Genomic DNA, 23,244 nt, shown 5'->3' with positions numbered 1-23,244 from the left:
ATAAAGCGTTGCGGAAAATCTTAACAGTGTTTTTATACCACGATTCTGCGACCTCAGAGCGGCCTGGTTTCCCCTGCTAAGGCCTGTACCGCCGCTACCAGTAGAATCGCCCCAACGAGTCCCCGGTTTGCTGAAGAGGAGATTTGTCAGCTTTTCCTATCCTGAGAAGAAGACGGTGTTATCGTGAAGTTATATGTCAAGCCTGAGAAGCATGCCCTCTAATATCGCCAGCCAGGCCCGTGTGCTCTACGTGCGGCTGCCCTGTAACCCCATCTTCCCCATCGGGGTGGTTTACCTGGCCGACCATGTGCACAAACTGTTTCCCCACGCGGAACAGCGCATCTTTGATCTCGGTGCCGTGCCGCCCCTCGACTACGGTGCTGCCCTCGATCGCTGCATTGATGACTTCAGGCCAACTCTGCTGGTGTTCTCCTGGCGGGATATTCAGATTTTTGCGCCGGTGGGCGGTCGCGGCGGCAATCCGCTGCAAAACGCCTTTGAGTTTTTCTACGCCCGCAACCTCTTCTTAAAAGCGCGAGGGGCTTTAGGTGGTTTGCGGATGGCCACCACTTACCTAGCCGAGCTGTGGCGCAACCAGGGATTGATCAAGCGTGGCTTTAAGCGGGCCCAGCGCTATTCCCAAAATGTCACGACCGTCGTGGGTGGCGGTGCGGTGAGCGTGTTTTACGAACAGCTGCACAACCGGCTGCCTAAGGGCACGATCATCTCCGTGGGCGAGGGGGAAATGTTGCTGGAGCGGATCCTGCAGGGCAAAGACTTTTCTGATCAGCGTTGCTACATTGCTGGGGAGACGACACCGCGCGATCGCCTCATCCACGAAGAGCCCGCTCCGCTCGAAAAAACCGCCTGCAACTACGACTATATCGAGGGCATTTGGCCTGAGTTCGACTATTACCTGCAAGACCAGGATTTCTACATTGGTGTGCAGACTAAGCGGGGCTGTCCCCACAACTGTTGCTACTGCGTCTATACAGTGGTTGAGGGCAAGCAGGTGCGCATCAACCCCGCCGATGAGGTGGTGGCCGAAATGCAGCAGCTCTACAAGCGGGGGGTGCGCAATTTCTGGTTTACCGATGCCCAGTTCATCCCCGCTCGCCGGTTTATGAAGGATGCCGAAGAGCTGCTGGAGAAGATTCTCGAGGCGGGTATGACCGACATTCACTGGGCCGCCTATATTCGCGCCGACAACCTGACGCCCAAGCTCTGCAAGCTGATGGCCGACACCGGCATGAACTACTTTGAGATCGGCATCACCAGCGGATCCCAAGAGCTGGTGCGCAAAATGCGCATGGGCTACAACCTGCGCACGGTGCTGCAAAACTGCAAAGACCTTAAGGCAGCCGGGTTCAACGACCTGGTGTCGGTCAACTACTCCTTTAACGTGATCGACGAACGGCCCGAGACCATTCGTCAGACCCTGGCCTACCACCGCGCCCTAGAGCAGGTGTTCGGCCGCGACAAGGTAGAACCCGCGATCTTCTTTATTGGCCTCCAGCCTCACACCCATTTAGAAGAGTATGCCTTTGATAAAAACATTCTCAAGCGCGACTACAACCCCCTCGATATTCATCTGCCCTGGGTGTCGAAGAAACTGTTGTGGAATCCAGAACCATTGGGCTCGTTCTTTGGGGAGGTGTGTTTGACGGCATGGCAGCGCAACCCAGACGACTTTGGTCGCGAGGTCATGGACATTCTAGAAGAGCGCTTAGGGTTAGCTCCTTTAGAGGAAGCGTTGAGCGCGCCGATTGAGGCTGACCGCCGCCCCTTGGCTGCGTTATCATCCTGAATACAAGGGTTACAGGCAATAGAACTATAGGGGATTGCGATGCTGGAGGGGTCAATATTGAAGCTGTTGGTGGATGGTCGTACTGATCCAGAGACGACCCCACTCAACTATGGCGTGTACTACAAAAACACCCTGGTCGCTCTTTGTCACGCCCTTGAAGACTGCATTTTGACCTCTGGCTCGGCCCCCTTGGTGGTTACGGCTTTTCAGCGGGGGAAGTGGTATTTAGAAGAGGCTGATCGCTATAGCGCGATCGCAGACGCTGCCCAGCAAATTGTGATTATGGCCTCGCCCGAGGCTGGCTTTCACGACCATCCCACCAGTCAGCGTGAGAACGTAGCCCTTGTCGACTTGGCTGACGACGATCCGGTCGCTGAAGAATGGCACTTGATAATTTTTTCTCCCGACTACACTGCCATGGTGCTGTGCCAGGAGCTGTCGGAAGCGGACTACGGTAAGACTGGGATACCCGAGCACGATCTAGAGCGCAAGTTTTACGGGTTTTGGACCTTTGACTCGGCCCTGGTGAGCGAAACGGTGGAGCTGGCGATCGCTCACATTGGTCGCTATAACCCAGCTCTTCAGGCGCAGCTAGCTGACCACCTGGCCACCCTCAAGCAGCAAAACCCCGCCCTCCGCCACGACGAGCCTGCGGTTGTTAGCCATACCGTGACCCAGGTAGTGCACTACCTGCAAAATAGCCGCAACGACCTCCAGGGCAACCTCGCTTTTAACGTAGTTGACGACCTTGACCAAAACCTGCTCTCAAATGAGCTCCAGGCGTTTTTGCGCATGGCTCAGCTGGTGGATCTCAGTGATCCCATTAACCCTATGGCTGCCAGCGAAGTGGTGGCGCTTCTAGAAATGATGGGGCAGCTGCTCGACCTGCCCGCTTGGCAGCTCCAGCGGCTGCGCCTAGCGGGAATGCTGCACCGCATTGCCCCAGCCCCTGACCTGGCGGCCCTGGCTGACGATGGACCCAGCTGCCCGCTTATTCCCGAGGTGCAGGCCTTGCGACTGATGCCCCGTATGCGGGCGGTGGCCGCCATCATTGCCCACCAGGGCGAATGCTGGGACGGCAATGGCTACCCGGCTGGCCTCGTCGGTGATGCGGTGCCCCTAGAGTCGCGCATGTTGGCGCTGGTAGCAGAGTTTCAGCGCCGGGCAGCCCAGGCTCGCCATGGCAAAGACCCCGCCGAGGTCGACGTGTCTCTGCTGAGTGACGTTCTCACCACCTGCCAGGCTGAGGCCGGTCAGCGGTGGGATCCTAAACTTGTCGAAATTTTAGGGCTAATGGTGATGGGGCTTCAGCAGGGTATGAGCCTGCCCACAATACCGACTAAAATTACCCTGGGGTCGGGGTTGTTGAATCCCGATGTGGCTGACCAAGCCTCCGTCTTTCCCTCCTCCTCTGAACTGCTCCCTCGATAGTGACTTCTGTGCCCACCTACTCCATAGATATTGCCGCCCTGCGATCGGGCAAGCTCCGTCACCTAGCCGGGGCTGATCTGGAAGATGAGGACCTCTCTGGTGCTGACCTGGCGGGTATCTACCTGGCTGGGGCCACCCTTGTGGGTGCCAACTTAAGCCGCACCTCCCTGGTCAAAGCTCATTTAGAAGGGGCTAACCTTATGGGAGCCAACCTGATAGGAGCAGACCTGCGGGCAAATCTATGGGGTGCGAACCTGATGCAGTGCGACATGACTGGAGCCGACCTGCGAGGCGCAAATCTGCGAGGCGCTAACCTGATGGGGGCGCGCCTGGGCGGAGTTAGCCTAGCTGGAGCGTTCTTAAGTGGCTGCAACCTGATGGGGGTCAACCTGCAAGGGGTTGACCTGCGCGGGGCCGACCTGCGGGGAGCAAACCTCAGCGATACTAACTTGAAGGGGGCCGACCTTTCTCAGACCGATCTGCAGGGGGCACGGCTCGACAACGCGAATTTAGAAGAGGCGGATCTGCGTCAGGCCAATCTGTCGGGAGCCTCCCTGGGCGGCGCCAACCTGCTTTGTGCCGACCTCTCTAGTACTCAGCTTGACGGCGTTAGTCTTACTGGAGCCTGCCTGATTGGCACACACCTAGACAAGTAGGGGGTTGCTCTTGAAGGGGGTTCGTCTGTCGGGGCTGCGATCGCGGCAGCCCGCATCAGCCGGTGTGGCTGTATTGAGGAATGCAGGGTAATTCAGCAACGGTTAGCTAGGCTGGGTGAATCGCCAAGGCGGCAGAAAACCAAGCTGAGACTCTCAATGGAGAGGAATCCCATGAGCTTTGACCACAAACCGAGAATTTTATTTCTCTATGGTTCGTTGCGCGATCGCTCCTACAGTCGGCTGCTAGCTGAGGAAGCCGCCAGAATCATTGAGGGCTTCGGAGCCGAGGTGCGCTTTTTTCATCCCCACGATCTGCCGATTCACGGCAGCGTACCTGATGACCATCCTAAGGTGCAGGAGTTGCGCGATCTTGTGCTGTGGTCGGAGGGGCAGGTGTGGTCTAGCCCCGAGCTGCACGGCAACATTAGCGGCCTGATGAAGCACCAGATCGACTGGCTTCCTCTGAGCCTGGGGGCGGTGCGACCCACCCAGGGCAAAACCCTGGCAGTGATGCAGGTGAGCGGTGGTTCGCAATCTTTCAACGCGGTGAACACGCTGCGGGTGCTGGGCCGGTGGATGCGGATGTTTACGATTCCCAACCAGTCATCGGTGCCCAAGGCCTATCAGGAATTTAACGACGATGGCACGATGAAAGACTCGGCCTACCGCGATCGCGTTATCGACGTGATGGAAGAACTCTACAAATTCACCCTGCTGCTGCGCGATCAAGTAGACTATCTCACCGATCGCTACAGCGAGCGCAAGGCCGAGACTGAAAAGCAGGCCCAAGCCATCATCAGCCAGTCCATCGGCACTGCCCCTAGCCAAGCCTGAGCACCCTCAACCGGAGTTGGCCATGTCCCTATTTCTCCGCTCGCGCTCCAGCGCCGCCCTGCCATTAGGGGCAGCGGTTCTTGCCTTGACCTTCGCCTGCCAGCCCGTGCCCTCCGCAGATCACAGCAGCGCAATCAATAAAATTGCCTTTGACCTAAGCAGTTTGGATGAAAACGGACTCTTTGGCCCAGCCGACGGCAAGCGATCGCTCGACTACGAGTTTTGCATTCCTGCGGGCGGTGCCTACACCCAAGCGGTGGGCGCCATCGACCCTTCAGCGCAGTTCTTCCCGCAGAGCCGAGGACGTATTGGCTGCGGCGAGGGTGAGGTGCTGACCATTGGCAACACCTACCAGACCAACTACCAAGACATTCTGATCGAGCTAGCCAACCTCAACTACATCGATCGCATTCAGCTGGTGGATTGGGAATAGAATGCATGGGTTATGGGTAAGGCTCCGGCGCTGAGGGCGATCGCGTCAGCAAATTCGTCAACCTGGTGAAGTAAGCTACGACTCCACCCAGAACCTCGATGCCGTTGTCTGTGCTCAGCTGATCGGGCCAATTTTGAGGCAACTACAGCATTTGAGACTGCTTTGCTCTATCTAAGAAGGCCGCAATTTGCTTTCCTGCACCAGTCTCTAACAGTCTCGCCCCCACTACTTAGCGCCAAATTTTGCTTAACTCCTAGGAACCCGAAAATTTACATTGTTTAATTTCTAAACAGCCCGTTGGCATCCGAGGCATTACGGGGCTCGAAGGGCCATACACTAAGGAGAATTAGTTGGCGTGAGCAGTCGCGCTGCGGGTGTTTTTGGGTTGCAGGCGTGAGGTCAATGAAGTTTCGCTCGTTTATTCGACCCCTTGCCATTGTCGCTGGGCTGGTTTTGGTCTTGGGTTTGGGCCTGCTGGGGCGTTTGACGCTCAACACTCCTCTATACCTGATTGAGCGCGGTGGGCAGGCTCAGCCGCTGGCGCTTCAGTTTGTGCCCAAGCAGTCGCCCATCGTTGCCTCAGTGTTGGTGCGCCCCGATCGCCTCGCCAGCCTGTGGGAATACCTGGCTACCCCCCGCCTACGCCAGGAGACCCGCCACGACCAGGAACTGATTGAGCAAGCGCTATTGGCCAATACCGGTCTCAGCTACAGCCGCGATATCCAGCCGTGGCTAGGGGAAGAGGTGACCGCCGCCATGGTAACCCCCGATCTCGACCAAGACCCCACCAACGGCACCACTCCTGGCTATCTGGTTGCCCTGGCCTGCAACGACAGTGCGGCGGCCCAGGCGGCGCTAGAGCTGTACTGGCAGAACCGTGCGATCGCTGGTGACGCTCTTACCTTTGAGGATTTTTCAGGCAATCGGCTGATCTACGCCCGGCGGAGCACGCCGCGATCGGCCCAAGCAGAAACGGCCTCGCTGGCCACAGCCCTGGTCGCCGACCGCTACGTGTTGGCCGCCAACCACCCCGATGTATTGCGCCAGGCACTCACCGCCGCCCAGTCTACGGACCTAAATCTTCAAAGCGATCGCCGCTACAAAATCGCCCTGGGGGAGCTGCCCAATCAGCGGGTGGGGCTGCTGGCGCTGAACCTGCCTGCGGTCAGCCAGTGGCTCAACCCCGATAGAAATTTTGCTGAGACATTGGTTGATCTGGGTGAGATAGGAACCGCTGATGACCAAGTGGGCTGGGCACTGATGTCGTGGCGGCTTTCCCGCGAGGGGTTAGTGGGCCACACAGCCCTGCTGGCCGCCCAGGGGCATCGTCTCCATCCTCAGCGGGCTACGGCAACCGATTGGGATATTGTGCCCTACCTGCCAGAGAACTTGGCGGTAACTGCGATCGGTTCTGACCTAGCAACCCTGGGGCAGCGAATCAATCCCCTGCTGGCCTTGGCCTCTCCCACGGGCGAGGGAAGTTTTCCGTTGGCTAAGCTGATTGACGGTGCTTTGGGCCAGGGCGCGACGAATCTTTTAGAGACAGGAGTAGACCAGGCCTACGGTGTGGGATTTGGAACGGCTGCAACCGGCTTGCCCGATTGGGTGGTGGTGGCACCTCAGAGCGAGCCATTGGCTGCCGCGCTCGATGCCATGACCGCTTTGGCCCAAGGGCAGGGGCTAGGGGTAGGGTCTCTGGATCTGCGAGGCACTCCGGCAATCGCGTGGACTCGTCTTGCCCTGCCCAAGCGAGGATCACAGCCTTTGCAGGTGGTGGCTGAGGTGGCGGGGCTGCACGCCCAGGTCGATCAGTACGAGGCGCTGGCCGCTTCCCCCGCCATGCTGGATGCCGTCATTCACCCCGCTGCAGTACCTCGGCAGCGCCCGGCTTGGTGGTCTCAGGTGACCCAGGTGCCTGGCCCCAGCACCGGTTATGTTCACATCGACTGGCCGCAGATTCAGGCTGGCTTAGCCGGTCAGCTGCCCCGGTGGCGGCTGTGGAGCACTGCGGCCCAGCCTGCCCTCAAGCATCTACGACAGATTACGCTAGTCAGTGGCGATCGCAGCGATGCGATGCAGACCGGCAGTATTCTGGTGCAGCTCAGCAATCAATCGTGACGATGCAGTGATGGCAGACCCGATAAACTCAATGGATTTCGCGATCGCGCCCCTGCTGGCCGCCTACCTGGCGGGCAGTGCCCTCGACGACGCCCAGCGTCAGCAGCTGCTGGCGTGGGAACTAGCTGACCCCAGCCAGGCCGCGGCCTGGGGCATTAATCCCGAGAATGGCACGGCTCAGCTAGAGGAGCGCTTGGGCTGGCTGCAAACCCTAAAGGCCCATCACAACACACTGCCCCTGCCTCCCGCGCCGATGGAGCGCTACCTAGGACTGTACTGGCGACTGTGGCTGCCCCTGGCCCTCACTCTCAAACGGGCCCGCGATGCCCAGGCTGGCCCACTAATTCAGGGAGTGCTCGGCGGCCAGGGAACAGGAAAAACCACCCTGACCTTGATTCTGCAGCACATTCTACAGGTGATGGGCTACCGGGCAGTGGGTCTCTCCATTGACGATATTTACAAGACCTACCGCGATCGCCAGGCGCTAATTAAGGTTGACCCGAGATTGCGGTGGCGCGGGCCGCCGGGCACCCACGACATCGACCTGGGCCTAGCCACCCTGACCCAGATTCGCGCAGCGGGGGCAGGGGAGGCTGTGGCCCTGCCCCGGTTCGACAAATCGCTGCACGGTGGCGAGGGCGATCGCACCGACCCGGAGTGGGTGCAGGATGTGGATATTTTGCTGTTTGAGGGCTGGTTTTTGGGGGCACGCCCCATCGAGCCGGCGCAGTTTGACCAAGCCCCAGAGCCCATTGTCACTGAAGCCGATCGCCAGTTCGCCCGCGACATGAACGCTGAACTGGCTACCTACCTGCCCCTATGGGACTGTCTCGATCGCTTGATGGTGCTGTGCCCAGCCGACTACCGCCTGAGCAAACAGTGGCGCAAAGACGCCGAGCACCAGATGAAGGCCCAGGGCAAAACCGGCATGAGCGATGCCACCATCGATGCGTTTGTGGAGTATTTTTGGTGTGCCCTGCACCCCGAGCTATTTATTGCGGCCCTCAAGCGCGATGGTGAACACGTTAACCTAGTGGTAGAAATCGACCGCGATCGCACCCCTAGGGCCATATACTCTCCAGCATTGGCTATTATTTAGCTAATGGGCTAAGTTGCTGTCTACCAAACAGTTGTTAATTTTGGATAATGATTTTTTATTATGAATTCTAACGTTCAAGTTATTGAGCCTACTGGTATTTTAGATAGCACTAAAGCTGAAGAATTTCGCGAGTCTGTCGAGGCACTACTCGAGGAGGGAGTCGAAGTTATTTTAGTTGACTTAAAAGAGATTACCTTTATCGATAGTTCAGGGCTGGGCACGCTGGTTGTACTGCTCAAAAAGGCGCGAGCGCTCAACCGTAGCTTCTGCATTTGCTCTATGAATGACCAGGTCCGTATGCTGTTTGAACTTACCAGCATGGACCGAGTATTTGAAATTTATGAAAACCGTCAGGCCTTTGAAGATACCAAGCTCAAAGTATCTTAGGTCTAGATACTCAAAGAGGTGCAAGGTTTGAGGTTTCAAGTATAAAAAATGGCCCTAAACCCTGCACCTAAAACCTGACACCCTTGGTAAAGTCGCTTTCTTGAGGCTGCCGAGGACTAGTCTAAATTGACCATCATTAAAGACATATCATCACTGGCGACATCCCCCGCCTGACGCTTAATTACGGTGTCGAGAATGTGGTCGATACTGCGCTCGCGCTTAGCCACAGCTAGCAAATCTACAAAATTGTCCAACCCGAGGTACTGCTGATTGTCTTGCAGCACCTCGTAGAGACCGTCGCTGAATAAATAAAGGCTGCTGTTGGGGGGCAGCTGGCAGCGCTGCCATTGGTACTTGGCCTCGGGCAGCATGCCCACGGGCATGCCAGGGGTGCGCAGGCGGGTGGTGGTCACATTTTGGTCGGCATCGATTGACACCAGCACCGCCGGGGGGTGGCCAGCGCTGGCGTAGAGCAGCTGGCGGTTGGCGCAGTTGAGCACGCCGTACCAGATAGTGAAATATTTTTGGTTCTGATCGCTCATCTGAAAGGTTTCGTTGAGCGCTCGCAGCACTTTTTCGGGGCGGTAGAAGCTGACATCGGGCAGCGACTGAGCACGCAGCACGTTTAGCACCGAGGTGGAGAGCAGCGCCGACCCCAGCCCGTGGCCCGAGACATCGAGCAAATAGATCACCAGATAGTCAGGGTCGAGCCAGTAGTAGTCGTAGCAGTCGCCGCCGAGCTGCTGAGAGGGCAAAAACCGCGATTGAATGGGCACTCTGCCGACCTGGTCATTGGGCAGGAGCGATCGCACATAACCCTCCGCTTCCGCCATTTCAGCTTCCATCCGCTGCTTTTGCTGGCGCAAGTCCTGGGTGAGCTGATAGATGCGTAGCCCTGCTCGCACCCGCGCGTTGAGCTCGTTGATATCCACTGGTTTTGAGAGCAGATCGTCAGCCCCCATCTCTAGCCCCTTGACTCGGTCGGCGGTGCTGTAGCGGGCCGTCAGCAGCAACAGTGACGTAATCGAGAGCACTGGATGATGCTTAAGCGCCTGGCAGATAGCCAAGCCGTCGATGCTACCTGGAATATTCCAGTCACAGATAATCACCCCCGGCAGAAGCTTTTCGGCCAGGGTGAGGCCCTCTGCCCCGCTGCGGGCCGTGGCTACGCTGTAACCCTGCTGCTTGAGAGCGCTGACCAAAAACTGCTCTGTGGCGGCATCGTGCTCAATGATGAGGATGTCGATCATGCTGCGTTTGAGACCAAGGGAGTAACCGTAGACCTGGAGAACGAGTAGCGTTGATAACGGTAGTAGAGCAACCAGGCGTTTCTAGATTTCCCCACTGGCCTAGCACCACAGCTAGATGGGGATACTGAGGTTTAGCGTAACCCTAAACTGTTCCAGCCAGGGACTTCATAAAGATCCTACGCAATCTCTTTAGAGTCCAAAAGCTACAGAGGTGAATGGTTAACCATTGGAACCATTCCTGCCCGCTTAAATCTGTAGTTTTAGTTTCGGCAGTCACCCCTGACTAGGCAACTTTTTGTGAAAGGTACGGTGAGCTACTGTGATCTACGCGGGAGTCTGTTTAGCATAGTCATGCCGTTCCGTTAGGCCAACCGGTTATGGATACTATGGTTATGGATCCCTTGACCTGCTCGTTGCCTACTAGTTGCGTCGTTCCGGTGTACAAGTCGCCGAAGGATTACCAGGCTTTTCGCATTAGCCCCGGCGATAGTAACCGTCTTGCCCTGGTGTTTGACCCCACCATTGCCAATATGTCGCTGACCTACTGCGTCGAAATTTTTGACGTTGGCGGCAAAACACCACCTAACCGCCACCAGGTTGCCGTTGAAATGTTCTTCGTGCTCAAGGGCGAAGGCCGCGCCACCTGCGATGGCAAAACCGTTGCGATTCAGGCGGGAGATAGCATTCTGGTGCCACCTAGCGGGGTGCATGTGGTCGAAAACACTGGCTCTACCCGACTCTATACCCTGTGCATCATGGTGCCCAATGAAGACTTTGCCGAGCTGATTCGCAGTGGCACCCCCGTTGAGCTAGACAATGAAGATTTGGCTGTTTTAGGCCGTCACGATTCTCCCAAGCCCTAAAATCACTCTTTCTGTCCCGTAGGGTGGGCATCGCCCACCATTCCCATTTAGGGCCAGCATCCTACCGTTCTGTAAACCCTTGCTCACTCCCGGCCTCTACGCTGTTGCTCCCCCGCAAACCCTAACGCTGGTGCTGCCCCCACCCGAGGGGGAGGCGATTCGCCTCGATGCCGATGTGTACTATCCCATCGGCGAGGGGCCATTTCCGGTGCTGCTGATGCGGCAGCCCTACGGACGAGCGATCGCATCCACCGTGGTCTATGCCCACCCTACCTGGTACGCCAGCCACGGCTACATTGTGGTGATTCAAGATGTACGGGGGCGGGGTACCTCCGGTGGGGAATTTGACCTGTTTTGCCACGAGGCCAACGACGGCTATGCCACCGTACAGTGGGCAGCAAACCTACCCCAGAGCAATGGAAAAGTCGGTATGTACGGGTTTTCCTATCAAGGGATGACCCAGCTATATGCGGCGGCGAAGCAGCCGCCTGCGTTGAAGGCGATCGCCCCAGCGATGGTGGGCTATGACCTCTACGCCGACTGGGCCTACGAAAACGGAGCTTTGCCCCTGCAAATTGGCCTGGGCTGGGCGCTCCAACTCGCCGCCGAAACCGCTCGCTTAAAAGAGGATTCTATTGCCTATCAAGCGCTTCGCCAGGCTGCCCGTACCTTGCCCTTGGGCGATGCCGTGCCTGCCCGGCCTGAGGTGCTGAAAACCCATGCTCCCGACTCTTTTTTTCACCAGTGGCTCGATCGCCCTCAGCCTGACGACTACTGGCAGGCGCTCAAGCCCAACTTAGCCGAGGTGAATCTGCCCATGCTGCACATCGGTGGCTGGTACGACCCATACTTGCGAGGTAACCTGCGCCTGTATGAGCAAATGGTCTCCCAGAGCAGCGCCCCTCAAGAACTGTGGATTGGCCCGTGGGGACATCTGCCCTGGAGTCGCCGAGTGGGAGCGGTGAATTTTGGCCCGGAGGCCGACAGCCCGATCGATCGCCTGCAAGTTCGCTGGTTTGACCGGTTTTTGAAGGACTCCCCTTCTGACCCAGGTGATCAATCTCCTGTTCAACTGTTTGTGATGGGGGTGAACCAGTGGCAGGGGCGCGATCGCTGGCCGATCAACTCCGGCCAACCCTTCTACCTAAGCAGTAGCGGCCTGGCAGGGATGCGCGAGGATGACGGCGTGCTTAGCCCACACCTGTTTCAACTCCCGACACAACCGGCATCTCCATCTGAGGATGTGATTGTGCATGACCCTTGGCGACCGGTGCCCTCCATGGGTGGCCACTGCGGGTTGCCCGCTGGCCCCTTTGACCGAGGGTTGATCGACAGCCGCGCCGACGTACTGACCTACACGACCGCTCCCTTGACCGAAGGACTAAGGCTGGTGGGGACGGCGATCGCTACCCTTTTTTGCCGAGCCGATGCCTCCAGCTTTGACCTCAGCGTGGTGCTCTCGGAGGTGCATGACGATGGTCGGGTGATCAACCTCACCCAAGGGCAGTGCCGGGTTGATAACCCTGATGTGGCAAACCTTAGCCCTCAGAGGGTGACGCTGCCCCTACAGCCCACGGCTGCTACCCTAGTCCCCGGTCAACGCCTGTGGCTGAGCGTGGCGGCCTCTTGTTTTCCCGCCTACGCAGTTAATAGCGGTACTGGGGCGAGACCTGGAGACTGTGCGCAGATAGACTATCGGATCATCACCGTAACCCTTGCCCACGGGGCGGTTTACCCCTCCTGCGTAAAGTTACCTCTAGAGGCAGAGTGAAGGGCGATCGCGATCGTAAAGAATAAAAAAATCGGCTCCCTAGGGAAGCCGACGTGGGTGATACTAAATATCTACGTTGTTCTCTCAATCTGGAAGAAACCATCAAAAACTCAGCGTTTTGTGCAGCGCCGAAGGTTAGATAATTTTTCCGCTGGAGGGCTCTCATCTCCTCCGTCTCTCATTGTAACAACAAGTACAGATTTTCATTAACACAATCTCTACTGATTGTGTGTTGATTTGATAACCTAAGCTAATGAGCAAATGTACTCAGTATTTTCTCGTAGAGCTGTTTAGAGGCTTAGCGTTTAATACTGAATCCAATGCCCTCAACCTGGCAAAAGCTGGCTTGGAGGGGTTTTAGTGCAGCCTAGCTAGAATCTTCACGCTGCTTGCCTTGGAAAGTCAGGATAAGTAAACAGCATTGGTTTGCGGGTGGTTCTCACGATTAGTTCTATAACCGATAGAACCACTCGTTGCCCTAGGCTTACCGCGAAACCTGTTCAACCCGAACTTCTACATTGGTGGGGTTACCTTGGGTGATTACTGCAAAGCGGCTGGTGGTGGTAAATCGTAGATCCCCGTCGACAATAATGCGGGCCTGCACCGCGTAGCTCAAGCGTGGGTCAATCTGGTCGGGGTTGTAGACCAGCTCAAAGGGGATCGGTACCTGGCGATCGCCAAACACCATGCTCTGAGAAGCAAGCACCACCCCTGGCGCATCGGCCCGGCTGACATCTACCAGGCTGACCTCCAAAACAGCGTTGGGGGGCATGGCAATGCGGGGCAGATAGCCGACGGTGCCAGTCACGCTGGCGGAGTTGGTTTGCACGGCGTTGTTGACCTCAATGGTTTGGGCGCCGTTAGCAGCGATCGTTACCTCTACGGCGGGAGTGCCGTTGTGGGTGAAGATGGTGCCTGCTGCGGAAGCGTTAGCGGTCGCCGGGGCCGCATTTAGCTCTTGCCGCCCGGTGGTCTTGTTAAACAGGTTGATGCGAGGCTGCCCTTGCTGAGTAAATACCCTCACCGCGTAGGTTGGCGTCTGCGAAAACACGATGGTGCCATCGAGCACGCTGGAATCTACCGGCCCCGGCAGCTGAGCCAGCTCGCTGAGGCTGTCGTCATCGACCACGAAACTGCGGTTGATTACCTCAGTTTGGGTCAGCTGCGACACGTTAATGCGTTGATTTTCAATGGTGGTAGGGCCGTTGAGCATAATTCGTTCCCCCACAGCGACGGGGCGCAATGCCTGAGCTTCGCCGTCCACATCCATCACGGCTGCTGCGTAGGTGACCAGATTAGTGCCGCCCCCCTGGTTAACGCCAAAAAATACGGCGGCATCAGTTTTGCCGTCGCCGTTGATATCGCCAAAGGCCAGCCAGTTGGGTTCTTTGGCCATGCTGACCAGCAGTTCGCCGGGGCGATTGTACTCGCCATTTTCCAGGGTGACGGTTTCAAAAGTAGGCTCGGAGCCAAAGCCGAGGGGCACAGTGTAGGTACCGTTGATCAGGGTGTCCCAGCGATCGCACCAAGCCTGCTTCTCGGGCGTAAACACCTCACGGGTCATGCAGTTGTGCCATTCGGGCTGGGGCTGGGCCAGGGCTTGGCCCCCTGCCATCACTCCACCGCCTAGAGAAGCAGCTACTAAACCAGCGCCTAAAAGAGTAGAAAACACTCGCTTGTTCATGATGAATCTCACACCTAAAGTTCAGCAGGGAGAACCACAGTCTTCTGCTTAGGCGTGGCTCAAAACGCTGACTGTATCTCCCCTGAGTCCTTAGGCAATCTATCAATGAACTATAAGGAAGCGGTGTGGAGTTACGGTTTTGGCAACGTAACCTGCCTAGGCCCTCGCTAACTGATGACCGTGCCAACCCGAGCGGATGCGCTAACGGCTAGACCTGCACTGATAACCCCTGACCCACTTCACCCATTCCAGATGTAGTTTTGCCACTAGTGCTCTCTCAAGGGTGCTACGGACGATGAGTTTAGGATTATTAACCCCCAAGCTATGAAGTTTCTTGGATACTCAAGGAGAGGTTCTAGCGATCTACAAACTCTACATTGAATGAACTATTGGAGAACCCGTGATGCAGGTGAGCTCTAGCTTTAAGCGGCTTTGGTGGATGATTGCTGCCACTACCGTCATGATTGCGATGGTGGTCTATCTGGGGGTAGTGCCGGTGGTGAAGAGCCATCACCTTTCCCTAGGGGCGATCGAGGAGCGGCTCAGCCAGGGCTTTTTGCCATCGGGAACTGTTAGAGAGCAGTCCGTCAGCGGCGGCATGAGCCGAGGGGGCTCCTTCAGCCGTCCCTCTGCGCCTGCGCCCTCGGCTCCGCGCAGTTTGCCTAGCTATGGTGGTGGTTATGGAGGCAGTTATGGTGGCGGCTATGGCGGCAGTTACGGTGGCGGTAGCTACGGCTATCGCTCGGCCCCAGGGCCAGTGATTGTGCCCTACCCAACTTATGCTCCTGCTCCGGTGTATGTGGGCACGGGCGGTGGCGGTGGCGGTGGGTTCTTGATTGTGATTGTGGTGGTAGGTTTTATTTTGCTGCCCATCGCGTTTAACTATCTGCAGGGCGGCACTAGTCGGTTTGACAGCCCAGCGACGGCGGGTAGCCAGAGTGAACTGCTCAACAACATTGTCACCGTGACGCGTCTACAGATAGTGCTGCTAGCGGGGGCAAGAGATCTTCAGCGCGACCTCGATCGCATTGCCCTCAATGCCGACCTCACTACCCCGACGGGGCTAGCCGCACAGCTGCGCGAAACAGTGCTGGCGCTGCTGCGTCACCCTGATTATTGGACCCACGTGCGAGCCGAATCGCAGACGGTGGCCGGACGTGAGCAGGCGGCGGAACGATTTGAGCGGCTGTCGATTCAAGAGCGCAGTAAGTTCACCGTCGAAACTTTGGTGAATGTGGGCGGCGAGGTGCAGCGACGGGCGATGTCCGTCGGCCCCAGCGGAGATGTGGCCTCGCACATTGTGGTGACGCTGCTGTTGGGCACGGCAGACGATCGCCCCCTGTTCAGCACCGTCAACTCTGTTGCTGACCTAAGAGCGGTATTGCAGCGCTTAGGCTCTATTTCTCCTGCCTATTTGCTGGTCTACGAGCTGCTGTGGACACCCCAGGACCCCACCGATAGCCTAAGCGGCGATGAACTGCTCGCCAACTATCCCGACCTAGTCACGCTTTAGACTGCCCATCACTTGCAGCTGAGAGCGGCTCTGAATTTGGGAGTATCGGTGGTGAGAACGTCTCGATGCTCGTCGAGCCGGTTTCGAGCTGAAAATTGCCTTACGGTTAACCCCACAATTGGTACGGGAGGGAAGTTCGCCATCACAGTAGGGTTCCTACGACTGGAGGTAGAAGCAGCTCTGGCGCACCATAGTAGCTGTAGAGAGTGAAAGCGCAAATGCTTGACCTGACTCACCTTAGACGTTTGCAAAGGCAAGTACCAGGAGGTTTAGAACCTATGATTATTCGTCGCTACTTAGACCCCATCACCGAAATTAATGCCATTCGTCGCCAGATCAACGAGGCCTTCGGCGATCTCACCAATGAAGCATTGACTAAGACCGATTGGGCTCCTGCCATTCGCTTAGTTGACCACGGCCATGATTTCGTGTTGACGGCTCACTTAGTGGGCGTCACTGCTGCCGACCTCGACGTGCAGGTAGCCGCTGACAGTGTAACCATTGCTGGCGTTCGCAAAGCTCCCGAAGCCCCTGCCGAAGAAGGCACCCAGGTGCTCTATGACGACACCCGCTACGGCAGCTTCCAGCGCATGGTCAATCTGCCCGACGCTGTGCAGAACGACAAAGTTGTGGCTGACTTTACCCACGGCGTGCTGACTCTGACTCTGCCCAAGGTGGTTGAAGCCCGCAATAAGGTCGTCAAAATCAGCCTAGGTGGCAACGAAAACCCCGCCATTGAAGCGGGTGAAGCCTAACTCAGAGCAAGAGATGTCTCTGCGCTAACGATTGATGATTGAGAGTAAGTCATGATGACTGGGGAGGCATTGCCTCCCCTTTTTTTGCTGCGCTGATTGCAGCATTGCGCCACTGAATTTGCAATTACCCTAAACTCAGTTCTCCTGGAGCTAGCCCAGGCAATTCTGCTGGGCCTCTACGGCTGCGGCTTTTCGAGATCGGCGTCGCCTACGGTAAACGTGACCGAGAGGGGACTATCAACCCGGCGAGAGGCCTCGCGCAGCTCAAGCCCCACAACCATGCCGTCGTCGTCGTAATCGAGAATGAGGTTGGGCGAAATGCGGGCGGTTTCGCCGACTTCGCGCTGATTAAAGGCGATTTGCAGGATGTCGCGATCGGGGTCGTAGGTGATCTGCATAGGCTGGAGCGCAGGGCGACAAAGGCGCGGTGGGTAGTGTGATAGCCGCCATCATAGAGTGTTTCTGGGCGGATGGTTTACCCTTTGGCCACCGGCATTGCTCTAGAACTGAGGTCCTGCGCCCATCTTGGCCAAAACAGCACCCGTAGCAGCAGCCCGAGCGATCGCAGCTCGCCGGGGCTGTTCCACCGCTTCCACTGACCAGGGCGGCAAAACAGGGTGGTGACCAGGGCACGGTAGGTGGCAGGGGCCATGGGGCCAAACTGCACCCGCAGATGGGGCAACTCGTCTTGGTAGACTACGGCGGTGACGATGCCTTCTAGGGCGATCGCCTCCTCGGCGATTTCTAGATCTACCGCCATCCCTACGCTGAGGGGATGCTCTGGGGAAACCTGCTGGGTGAGGGCGACCTCAACCCCGGCCTCTGACATTTGCGTAGTAATGCCCCACCAAGTTTTGGGGATAGGGCCACTGGGACTGGGGTCGAGGCCATCGTCCGACGCCACCTGAAACAGCCGGGGCGACAGCTTCACCACCCGGCGCAGATCCAGCCACACATGGGGGTTGGGGCGAGGGACATCCAGCAAAATTAGCAGAGCGATCGCGATCATCGCCAGGTTGTAGGCGCTCCACAGCCAGCCCAAGGCCAGCCCCTTTGCTTGGAGACCATAGCTGTCACTGCCCCAGCCGACCATCAAACACAGGCCCAAGTTGCGCCACAGGCTGACGGCGGTCAGCCCAAACAAAATCACCAGCGGCAGGCTCAGCCGCCAATTAAACTGAAACGTTTGGTTAGACGTGCCCTTTGGGGTGACATCAAAACCCTTCGAAAATGGTCTGACTAGAGCTTGCACCACCGCCGCCGCTAGGGGAAACACCAACACTACCGAATAAATATCAGAAATCAGCGCCGAGCGGGAGTAGTGGTTGAGCCAGGCAAACACGGTGAGCTGCACCAGGTAGTAGGGCAAAAAGAAATACAGCACTTCGCGGGTATTGGCCTGAATAGGCACCACATTGAGAAACGAGTAGGCCAAGGGCATCAGCAATAGCACTAGGCGGGGAATGCTGCCCAACTGATTCATCAGTCCTTCGAGATGCCCCAGGCGCTGCAGCAGAGACAGCCCTCGAATAGTTAGGGGATTAGAGTCGATGAAAAACGCCTGAAGGGTACCCCTGGCCCACCGCAGCCGCTGGGTGACGTGGGCTGAGATGTTCTCCGCTGCCAGGCCCGCACTGAGCTGTTCGTCTAAATAGATAACTTCGTTGCCCAGGGCCGCTATGCGGATGGCGGTGAAGTAGTCTTCGCTGAGCGATTCGGTGACAAATCCACCGCTGTCTTCTAAAGCGCTGCGGCGCACCACAAACGAGGTGCCGGCACAGACCACGCTGCCTGACCCGTCTCGCATGGGTTGAATCTGGCGGTAAAAGACCTCTTCGTCGGGGGTTAACACCCCTTCTAAACCCAGGTTGCGGGCAATGGGGTCAGGGTTGTAGAAACTTTGGGGGGTCTGCACCAGCCCCACCGTTGAGTTTTGAAAAAAGCCCACAGTGCGGCAGAGAAAATTGCGCGTTGGCACAAAGTCGGCATCAAAGGAGGCGATCAGTTCTCCCTGGGTGAGTCCAAGGGCATGGTTGAGATTGCCCGCTTTGGCGTGGTTGTTGTTGGGGCGCGTCAGGTACTGGCAGCCCAATTCTGCTGCTAAGGCTTTGATTTCAGGTCGGCGGGTGTCGTCGAGTAGATATACGGTTTTGCGCGAGTAATCCATTGCCTGGCAACCGATGACAGTGCGGCGCAGGATAAAGGCTGGTTCATCGTAGGTGGGGATAAATACGTCTACCCAGGGCTGGTAATGCCCCTGGATGACCTCGTGCTCTAGCGCATCGGCCTGGAAGCGGCGATCGCGCACCCGCAGCAGCAGCAGCAGTTGAATAATGCTGATGGTGAGGCCAAACAGCTCCACCCCAAGCAGCAGCAGGCTAAAGGTGCTCTCTAGGGGTGAGGCTAGATTGAGGGTAGAGAGGCAGCGCCAGACGAGATAGCGGGTTACCAAAACCAGCAAAATGCTAATCACAACGCACCGCGACCAGGGCTGAGGCCGAGGCGAAATGCGGGTGATGGCAAAAGCCAGCAGCAGCAGCACCACCGTGGGGGCCACCAAATATTGGGCAGCCACCATGGGTACCTCAAGCCACATCGGGGGCTGATTCTGCAACATCTGGAGCTGGGCAAAAATTTTGGTAATCTGCGCTTCACCCACAAACCAGGCCAGCACAATGGCTGCCGACAGCCCTACGATCGCGGCTATGATCAAGGTCGCCCAGCGTACCGGCGGGCGCGATTTAGCCTTGTCGATCGGTTTAGAAACAGATCTCGATAGAGACGGCATGGCTAAAAGACGGTAAAGAGCAGAAGCGGCGGGTGCAGCCTCAGGCCAGCTAACCGAGCACTATCCAGTAAATTTTGGCCGACGTGTTTGAGAGTGGCCTAAGTAGAGCAAGCACGCAGTAGCAGACATCCAGAAATCGGGTCTAATCTACCGCTATCGAAGACAAAGCTCGTAGTAGCCGGGCCACAACCCTGCCTACTGTACGCGTTAGCGCGTTATTCAGATGACGCCTACCCAACAGAGGGAGCGATCGCTCCCAGGTTTTTCTAGTGCGTTGGCCCCTAGGGCTGGTCTTCGACCATCGCCTGACGCAGTTCTTCGTGACCAAAGCTATAGCCGCCTCCGATGCGCCGCAGCAGCCCAGCCGTCACCATGGTCTCAAGCCAGGGTCGTGCCGCCTGAGGCAGACCTTGCTTACCGCCCAACAGCAGCCGCACCAGAGCGTGCTGCAAGCTAAAAGACAACCACAGGGTGAGAATCACCAGGCACCCCACGATCAGCCTCAGGCGGCTGAGGGGCAACAGCATCAGCGGCGGCTGACCGCTCACCACTGCAGGGAGTACTAGCAGTAGCCCCAAAATCGCGCCCAGCACCGCCACCAGCACCACCGTATTCCGCAGGGCCAGGGTCACATCTTGATTGGGGATCTGGCGAATTTGAGCCGCCCCAGGCACCCCGCCCTGGAGCAGCCCGACCAAACCTAAGCTCCAGCCCAGCACGGCACCTACGGCCCCGGCTCCGCCAAACCCGACTACCCCAAGGCCAAAGGGGCTGAGCACTAGGGCGGCCACGCTGCCCAACCCGAGACCCAGCACCAGGGCTAGCCCGCCGCAGGTGAGCGCTAGGGAAATTAGGCGACTCATGGGAGCGATCGCCACCCCCAGCCGCACATAGGGAAAACTCTCCAGATCAATCTGCGAGGCCATCAGCCCCAGGGCTACTCCCAGCAGCAGGTTGCCTCCCACCAGCCCCATGATTAAGGCGATCGCTAGCCCCACCAACAACCGATAGAGTAACTGGCGCGGTTCGGGCAGCCAGCTCCGATCTAGGTCATCCAAATAAAAGGTACGAGGGCGCTGGCTGAGCTGCTCGGCCAGCCAGCTCAAGGCTGCTCGGTGCTGGGCTGGGTCGCCCTTTGCTTTAGCTAACCCCTCAGCCAGATATCGCCCGATTAGGTCGGCTCGACTGCGCAGGGGGGGCACCGCCAGGTTGGGCATCGCCACTAGCAGGTTTAGCACCAGGGGCAATCTGGCCAACTGCTGAAGCAGCTTGCTGCCCTTGATCATCGGCCATAGCTCGGGCCGGTTCTGGGCCAGCACGTAGTCTTTGACCTGCTGGGCCGCTAGAGGAATGATGTTGATGCCGCCGTTGAACTGGTCAAAAGTGAGCCCTGACGACTCCAGCACCTGGCGGCGGCAGCAGAGCAGGGCGGTTTGGTTGGGGTTACTGCGCAGCAGGGTTTCAACCGCCGCGGCGCACTTGCGCTTTTGGGCGGTGGGCAGGTGGTCGAACCCGTCGATTAACAGTGTGAGCTGGGCATTGTCGATCCAGTAGCTGGCATCGGATTTTGCTACCCGGTAATCGCGCCACAGGCTGACCATCAGCCAATCGCGCATGGTTTCTCCAGTCCAGGCTGAGACATCCACCAGCACCGGCACCGGCCCGCTGCGCTTCGCCAGTAGTTCGCCTACCGCCAGCAGGGTGTGGGTTTTGCCGACGCCCGCCTCGCCCAAAATCAGCAGGCGACCGTCGATGCCGTCGCGCTGAAACCGGTCGGCGATCGACCCTACCGAGGTCAGCACCTCATTGTCTTGGCTGCCAAACTTGAGTCCCCACACCCGATAGTTCATGGGGATATCGCGGCGCGGCGTGACCAGCGGCAACCCCGCCCGCCGGGCCGCGATCTGGCGATCGGCTCCTTGGGCCAGGGTCTTCAAACTGGCCACCGTCGGCGGTTCAGGGAGCAGCGATCGCAGAAAAGTCGTCACCATGGGGGCAAGGGGAAAGAACCCAAACAGCAGGCTAGTAGCGGGGCACGGCGCGATCGACCAGCAGGGCATAGGCATCGATGCCGCCGGTCACATTCTTGAGCTGGGTAAAGCCTTGCTGGGCTAGCCAGCCGCACATCTGGGCCGAGCGAATGCCGTGGTGGCAGAGCACGATAGTGTCGCGATCGCGCTCAAAGCGGCTGTGAATAGTCTCTGACCACTCGGCAAACTCGCTCAGGGGCAGATTAGCAAAACCGGGCAGGCTGGCCAGTTCAAGTTCGCTGGGTTCGCGGACGTCGATTAGCTGCACTGCATCGTCGGCCTCGGCTAGACGCTGGGCCAGGGCCTCAACGCTGAGGGATGCGTAGGGGGCAGGGTTGGGAGAAACGGTCATAGGCCAACTCTAGAGGGCAACGGTAGAACGACGGGCTGAGGCTATCCGTTTAACTCTGCCAGGCTTTTGCAGGTTTACGCAACCTTAACTGATCGCTCCGGAAGGGTGCCTAAGAAGGTACCAGAAAGATGATATAACCCTGGGCACAACCTCTCCTCGGTAACTCCATGCCAACCCCTCCGATGAAAACCATTGGCCTGATCGGCGGCATGAGCTGGGAGTCAACTCTAGAGTACTACCGCCTTCTCAACCGAGCTACGCAGGTGCAGTGCGGGGGGCTACACTCCGCCAAGATCATTATGTTCTCGGTCGATTTCGCCGATCTGGTCACCCTTCAGCACCAGGGTGATTGGGCGGAGATCTCAAGCATTTTGGTGGAAGCCGCCCAAAAGCTGCAAATGGCTGGAGCTAGTATGGTGCTGATCTGCACCAACACCATGCATCGGGTGGCCGATGCGATCGAGGCCCGTATTTCCATTCCCTTGCTGCACATTGCCGACGTGACCGCCGCCTGTGTTAAAGCCCAGAGCCTGCAACGCATTGGCCTGCTCGGCACCCGGTTCACCATGGAGCAAGACTTTTATCGCGATCGCCTCTCCAGCCACCATTTAGATGTGCTGGTGCCCGATGCCGCCGGGCGCGAGGCCGTCCACCAGATCATTTACGACGAGCTATGCCAAGGACAGTTCACGCCTACCTCCCGTGAGACCGTGTTGGCGCTCTGTGAGCAACTGGTCCACGCTGGGGCCGAAGGCGTGATACTGGGCTGTACGGAGCTAGAGCTGCTGGTTGGCGATGCCATGGCGACGGTGCCCCTCTTTCCCACTACCCGCATCCACGCCGAGGCCGCTGTGGCGCTTGCTTTGGGATCAGTAGAAACCTGACCGCAGTTTAAAGCGGTGTCCTTGTGCTTGGACTCTAGTCATTTTGGCAACGGCTATACCAAGCGCCAGCCACAACCCTAGAAAATTAGGCTACGGCACTAGGGATCCTGACAGCCCATCATCTGTGAGCCACAACCCTTGCCCATATTACGATCCGTTAAGGTTTGCGGGGGGTGGCGATAAGAGCTGAAATCTCTCGCTATAGACTGGTCAAAGATTAGGAAACCCTTACTGCATAGACCGTTTTGACCAACCTTTGAGGGCCTCCTTAAAGCTGTCAAACCCAGTCGTGACCCACATTGGAGTTTTGTTTCAATGTCCCATTCTGTCAAAATTTACGATACCTGTATTGGCTGCACCCAGTGCGTGCGCGCCTGCCCCACTGACGTTCTAGAAATGGTGCCCTGGGATGGCTGCAAGGCCGGGCAAATTGCCTCCTCTCCCCGCACCGAAGACTGCGTGGGCTGCAAGCGTTGTGAAACCGCCTGCCCCACCGATTTTCTGAGCATTCGAGTTTATCTGGGTGCTGAAACCACCCGTAGCATGGGTCTGGCCTACTAGGCACCCTGCTATTTAGCCATAGTTATCG

At 57.7% G+C, this 23,244-nt stretch carries 20 protein-coding genes; 14 read left to right on the top strand and 6 right to left on the bottom strand.

Translation table 11 applies throughout. From position 1 onward, the window contains the following. Positions 1-211 precede the first annotated feature (211 nt). From NC979_RS22640 to NC979_RS22605, 8 genes are all read left to right on the top strand, one after another. Entirely contained in the window at positions 212-1,807 is a 1,596-nt protein-coding gene (locus tag NC979_RS22640; protein WP_190519735.1) for a photosystem II high light acclimation radical SAM protein, read from the top strand. Between the two features lie 39 nt (positions 1,808-1,846). Continuing rightward, the gene (locus NC979_RS22635) at positions 1,847-3,238 is read left to right on the top strand and encodes a DICT sensory domain-containing protein (RefSeq protein WP_190519732.1); all 1,392 of its coding nucleotides are present in this window, start codon (positions 1,847-1,849) and stop codon (positions 3,236-3,238) included. 8 nt (positions 3,239-3,246) lie between these two features. Then, positions 3,247-3,894 (top strand): pentapeptide repeat-containing protein, encoded by a 648-nt coding sequence (locus NC979_RS22630; RefSeq protein ID WP_431191108.1) that lies wholly within the window; start codon positions 3,247-3,249, stop codon positions 3,892-3,894. A 171-nt stretch (positions 3,895-4,065) separates the two neighbouring features. Beyond that, positions 4,066-4,728, top strand: a complete 663-nt coding sequence (arsH, locus tag NC979_RS22625) for an arsenical resistance protein ArsH (RefSeq protein WP_190519729.1) — start codon at positions 4,066-4,068, stop codon at positions 4,726-4,728. A gap of 22 nt (positions 4,729-4,750) precedes the next feature. After that, on the top strand, positions 4,751-5,161 hold the full coding sequence (locus tag NC979_RS22620; protein ID WP_190519718.1) for a hypothetical protein: 411 nt from the start codon (positions 4,751-4,753) through the stop codon (positions 5,159-5,161). A 402-nt stretch (positions 5,162-5,563) separates the two neighbouring features. Next, positions 5,564-7,279 carry a DUF3352 domain-containing protein gene (locus tag NC979_RS22615; RefSeq protein WP_190519716.1) on the top strand — a complete coding sequence of 572 codons (1,716 nt, stop codon included), beginning with the start codon at positions 5,564-5,566 and terminating at the stop codon, positions 7,277-7,279. A gap of 10 nt (positions 7,280-7,289) precedes the next feature. Further along, positions 7,290-8,378 (top strand): glycerate kinase, encoded by a 1,089-nt coding sequence (locus NC979_RS22610; RefSeq protein ID WP_242024035.1) that lies wholly within the window; start codon positions 7,290-7,292, stop codon positions 8,376-8,378. Between the two features lie 60 nt (positions 8,379-8,438). Continuing rightward, entirely contained in the window at positions 8,439-8,765 is a 327-nt protein-coding gene (locus NC979_RS22605) for an STAS domain-containing protein (RefSeq protein ID WP_190519713.1), read from the top strand. Positions 8,766-8,881: 116 nt separating this feature from the next. On the opposite strand, the gene NC979_RS22600 is transcribed toward NC979_RS22605, so the two are convergent. Beyond that, complete coding sequence (locus tag NC979_RS22600) at positions 8,882-10,015, bottom strand: SpoIIE family protein phosphatase (protein ID WP_190519711.1); 1,134 nt, start codon at positions 10,013-10,015, stop codon at positions 8,882-8,884. Positions 10,016-10,392: 377 nt separating this feature from the next. Between NC979_RS22600 and NC979_RS22595 the strand changes: the two genes are divergently transcribed. After that, complete coding sequence (locus NC979_RS22595; protein WP_242024034.1) at positions 10,393-10,878, top strand: cupin domain-containing protein; 486 nt, start codon at positions 10,393-10,395, stop codon at positions 10,876-10,878. A gap of 79 nt (positions 10,879-10,957) precedes the next feature. After that, on the top strand, positions 10,958-12,649 hold the full coding sequence (locus NC979_RS22590; RefSeq protein ID WP_199308862.1) for a CocE/NonD family hydrolase: 1,692 nt from the start codon (positions 10,958-10,960) through the stop codon (positions 12,647-12,649). Between the two features lie 484 nt (positions 12,650-13,133). Here NC979_RS22590 and NC979_RS22585 read toward each other — a convergent pair whose 3' ends face one another. Continuing rightward, positions 13,134-14,333, bottom strand: coding sequence for a YbaY family lipoprotein (locus tag NC979_RS22585; protein ID WP_190519709.1), 1,200 nt, complete (start codon positions 14,331-14,333; stop codon positions 13,134-13,136). Between the two features lie 403 nt (positions 14,334-14,736). Here NC979_RS22585 and NC979_RS22580 point away from each other — a divergent pair, with 403 nt between their 5' ends. Together NC979_RS22580 and NC979_RS22575 are read left to right on the top strand one after the other, a co-directional pair. Then, on the top strand, positions 14,737-15,846 hold the full coding sequence (locus NC979_RS22580; RefSeq protein ID WP_190519707.1) for a DUF1517 domain-containing protein: 1,110 nt from the start codon (positions 14,737-14,739) through the stop codon (positions 15,844-15,846). A gap of 278 nt (positions 15,847-16,124) precedes the next feature. Further along, positions 16,125-16,601 (top strand): Hsp20/alpha crystallin family protein, encoded by a 477-nt coding sequence (locus NC979_RS22575; protein WP_190519705.1) that lies wholly within the window; start codon positions 16,125-16,127, stop codon positions 16,599-16,601. A gap of 176 nt (positions 16,602-16,777) precedes the next feature. On the opposite strand, the gene NC979_RS22570 is transcribed toward NC979_RS22575, so the two are convergent. From NC979_RS22570 to NC979_RS22555, 4 genes are all read right to left on the bottom strand, one after another. Further along, positions 16,778-16,999 carry a DUF2283 domain-containing protein gene (locus tag NC979_RS22570; RefSeq protein WP_073608782.1) on the bottom strand — a complete coding sequence of 74 codons (222 nt, stop codon included), beginning with the start codon at positions 16,997-16,999 and terminating at the stop codon, positions 16,778-16,780. 77 nt (positions 17,000-17,076) lie between these two features. Continuing rightward, complete coding sequence (locus tag NC979_RS22565) at positions 17,077-19,389, bottom strand: glycosyltransferase family 2 protein (protein ID WP_190519703.1); 2,313 nt, start codon at positions 19,387-19,389, stop codon at positions 17,077-17,079. 281 nt (positions 19,390-19,670) lie between these two features. Then, complete coding sequence (locus NC979_RS22560; RefSeq protein ID WP_190519701.1) at positions 19,671-21,380, bottom strand: NACHT domain-containing protein; 1,710 nt, start codon at positions 21,378-21,380, stop codon at positions 19,671-19,673. Positions 21,381-21,411: 31 nt separating this feature from the next. After that, the gene (locus tag NC979_RS22555; RefSeq protein ID WP_190519699.1) at positions 21,412-21,771 is read right to left on the bottom strand and encodes a rhodanese-like domain-containing protein; all 360 of its coding nucleotides are present in this window, start codon (positions 21,769-21,771) and stop codon (positions 21,412-21,414) included. Between the two features lie 167 nt (positions 21,772-21,938). Between NC979_RS22555 and NC979_RS22550 the strand changes: the two genes are divergently transcribed. Together NC979_RS22550 and psaC are read left to right on the top strand one after the other, a co-directional pair. Further along, positions 21,939-22,655, top strand: a complete 717-nt coding sequence (locus NC979_RS22550) for an aspartate/glutamate racemase family protein (RefSeq protein WP_242024033.1) — start codon at positions 21,939-21,941, stop codon at positions 22,653-22,655. 315 nt (positions 22,656-22,970) lie between these two features. Further along, entirely contained in the window at positions 22,971-23,216 is a 246-nt protein-coding gene (gene psaC / locus NC979_RS22545; protein ID WP_006515950.1) for a photosystem I iron-sulfur center protein PsaC, read from the top strand. Positions 23,217-23,244: the final 28 nt, after the last annotated feature.

This window comes from Leptolyngbya subtilissima AS-A7 (assembly GCF_039962255.1).
Taxonomy (GTDB): Bacteria; Cyanobacteriota; Cyanobacteriia; order Phormidesmidales; family Phormidesmidaceae; genus Nodosilinea.
The sequence above is the reverse complement of the archived record's forward strand: the minus strand, read 5'-3'. Positions and strand labels throughout refer to the sequence as shown.

Coding starts and splice junctions, on each gene's coding strand:
- NC979_RS22640 (WP_190519735.1), top strand. CDS start 212: ATGCCCTCTAATATCGCCAGCCAGGCCCGTGTGCTCTACGTGCGGCTG.
- NC979_RS22635 (WP_190519732.1), top strand. CDS start 1,847: ATGCTGGAGGGGTCAATATTGAAGCTGTTGGTGGATGGTCGTACTGAT.
- arsH (WP_190519729.1), top strand. CDS start 4,066: ATGAGCTTTGACCACAAACCGAGAATTTTATTTCTCTATGGTTCGTTG.
- NC979_RS22620 (WP_190519718.1), top strand. CDS start 4,751: ATGTCCCTATTTCTCCGCTCGCGCTCCAGCGCCGCCCTGCCATTAGGG.
- NC979_RS22615 (WP_190519716.1), top strand. CDS start 5,564: ATGAAGTTTCGCTCGTTTATTCGACCCCTTGCCATTGTCGCTGGGCTG.
- NC979_RS22610 (WP_242024035.1), top strand. CDS start 7,290: ATGGCAGACCCGATAAACTCAATGGATTTCGCGATCGCGCCCCTGCTG.
- NC979_RS22605 (WP_190519713.1), top strand. CDS start 8,439: ATGAATTCTAACGTTCAAGTTATTGAGCCTACTGGTATTTTAGATAGC.
- NC979_RS22600 (WP_190519711.1), bottom strand. CDS start 10,015: ATGATCGACATCCTCATCATTGAGCACGATGCCGCCACAGAGCAGTTT.
- NC979_RS22595 (WP_242024034.1), top strand. CDS start 10,393: ATGGATACTATGGTTATGGATCCCTTGACCTGCTCGTTGCCTACTAGT.
- NC979_RS22585 (WP_190519709.1), bottom strand. CDS start 14,333: ATGAACAAGCGAGTGTTTTCTACTCTTTTAGGCGCTGGTTTAGTAGCT.
- NC979_RS22580 (WP_190519707.1), top strand. CDS start 14,737: ATGCAGGTGAGCTCTAGCTTTAAGCGGCTTTGGTGGATGATTGCTGCC.
- NC979_RS22575 (WP_190519705.1), top strand. CDS start 16,125: ATGATTATTCGTCGCTACTTAGACCCCATCACCGAAATTAATGCCATT.
- NC979_RS22570 (WP_073608782.1), bottom strand. CDS start 16,999: ATGCAGATCACCTACGACCCCGATCGCGACATCCTGCAAATCGCCTTT.
- NC979_RS22565 (WP_190519703.1), bottom strand. CDS start 19,389: ATGCCGTCTCTATCGAGATCTGTTTCTAAACCGATCGACAAGGCTAAA.
- NC979_RS22560 (WP_190519701.1), bottom strand. CDS start 21,380: ATGGTGACGACTTTTCTGCGATCGCTGCTCCCTGAACCGCCGACGGTG.
- NC979_RS22555 (WP_190519699.1), bottom strand. CDS start 21,771: ATGACCGTTTCTCCCAACCCTGCCCCCTACGCATCCCTCAGCGTTGAG.
- NC979_RS22550 (WP_242024033.1), top strand. CDS start 21,939: ATGCCAACCCCTCCGATGAAAACCATTGGCCTGATCGGCGGCATGAGC.
- psaC (WP_006515950.1), top strand. CDS start 22,971: ATGTCCCATTCTGTCAAAATTTACGATACCTGTATTGGCTGCACCCAG.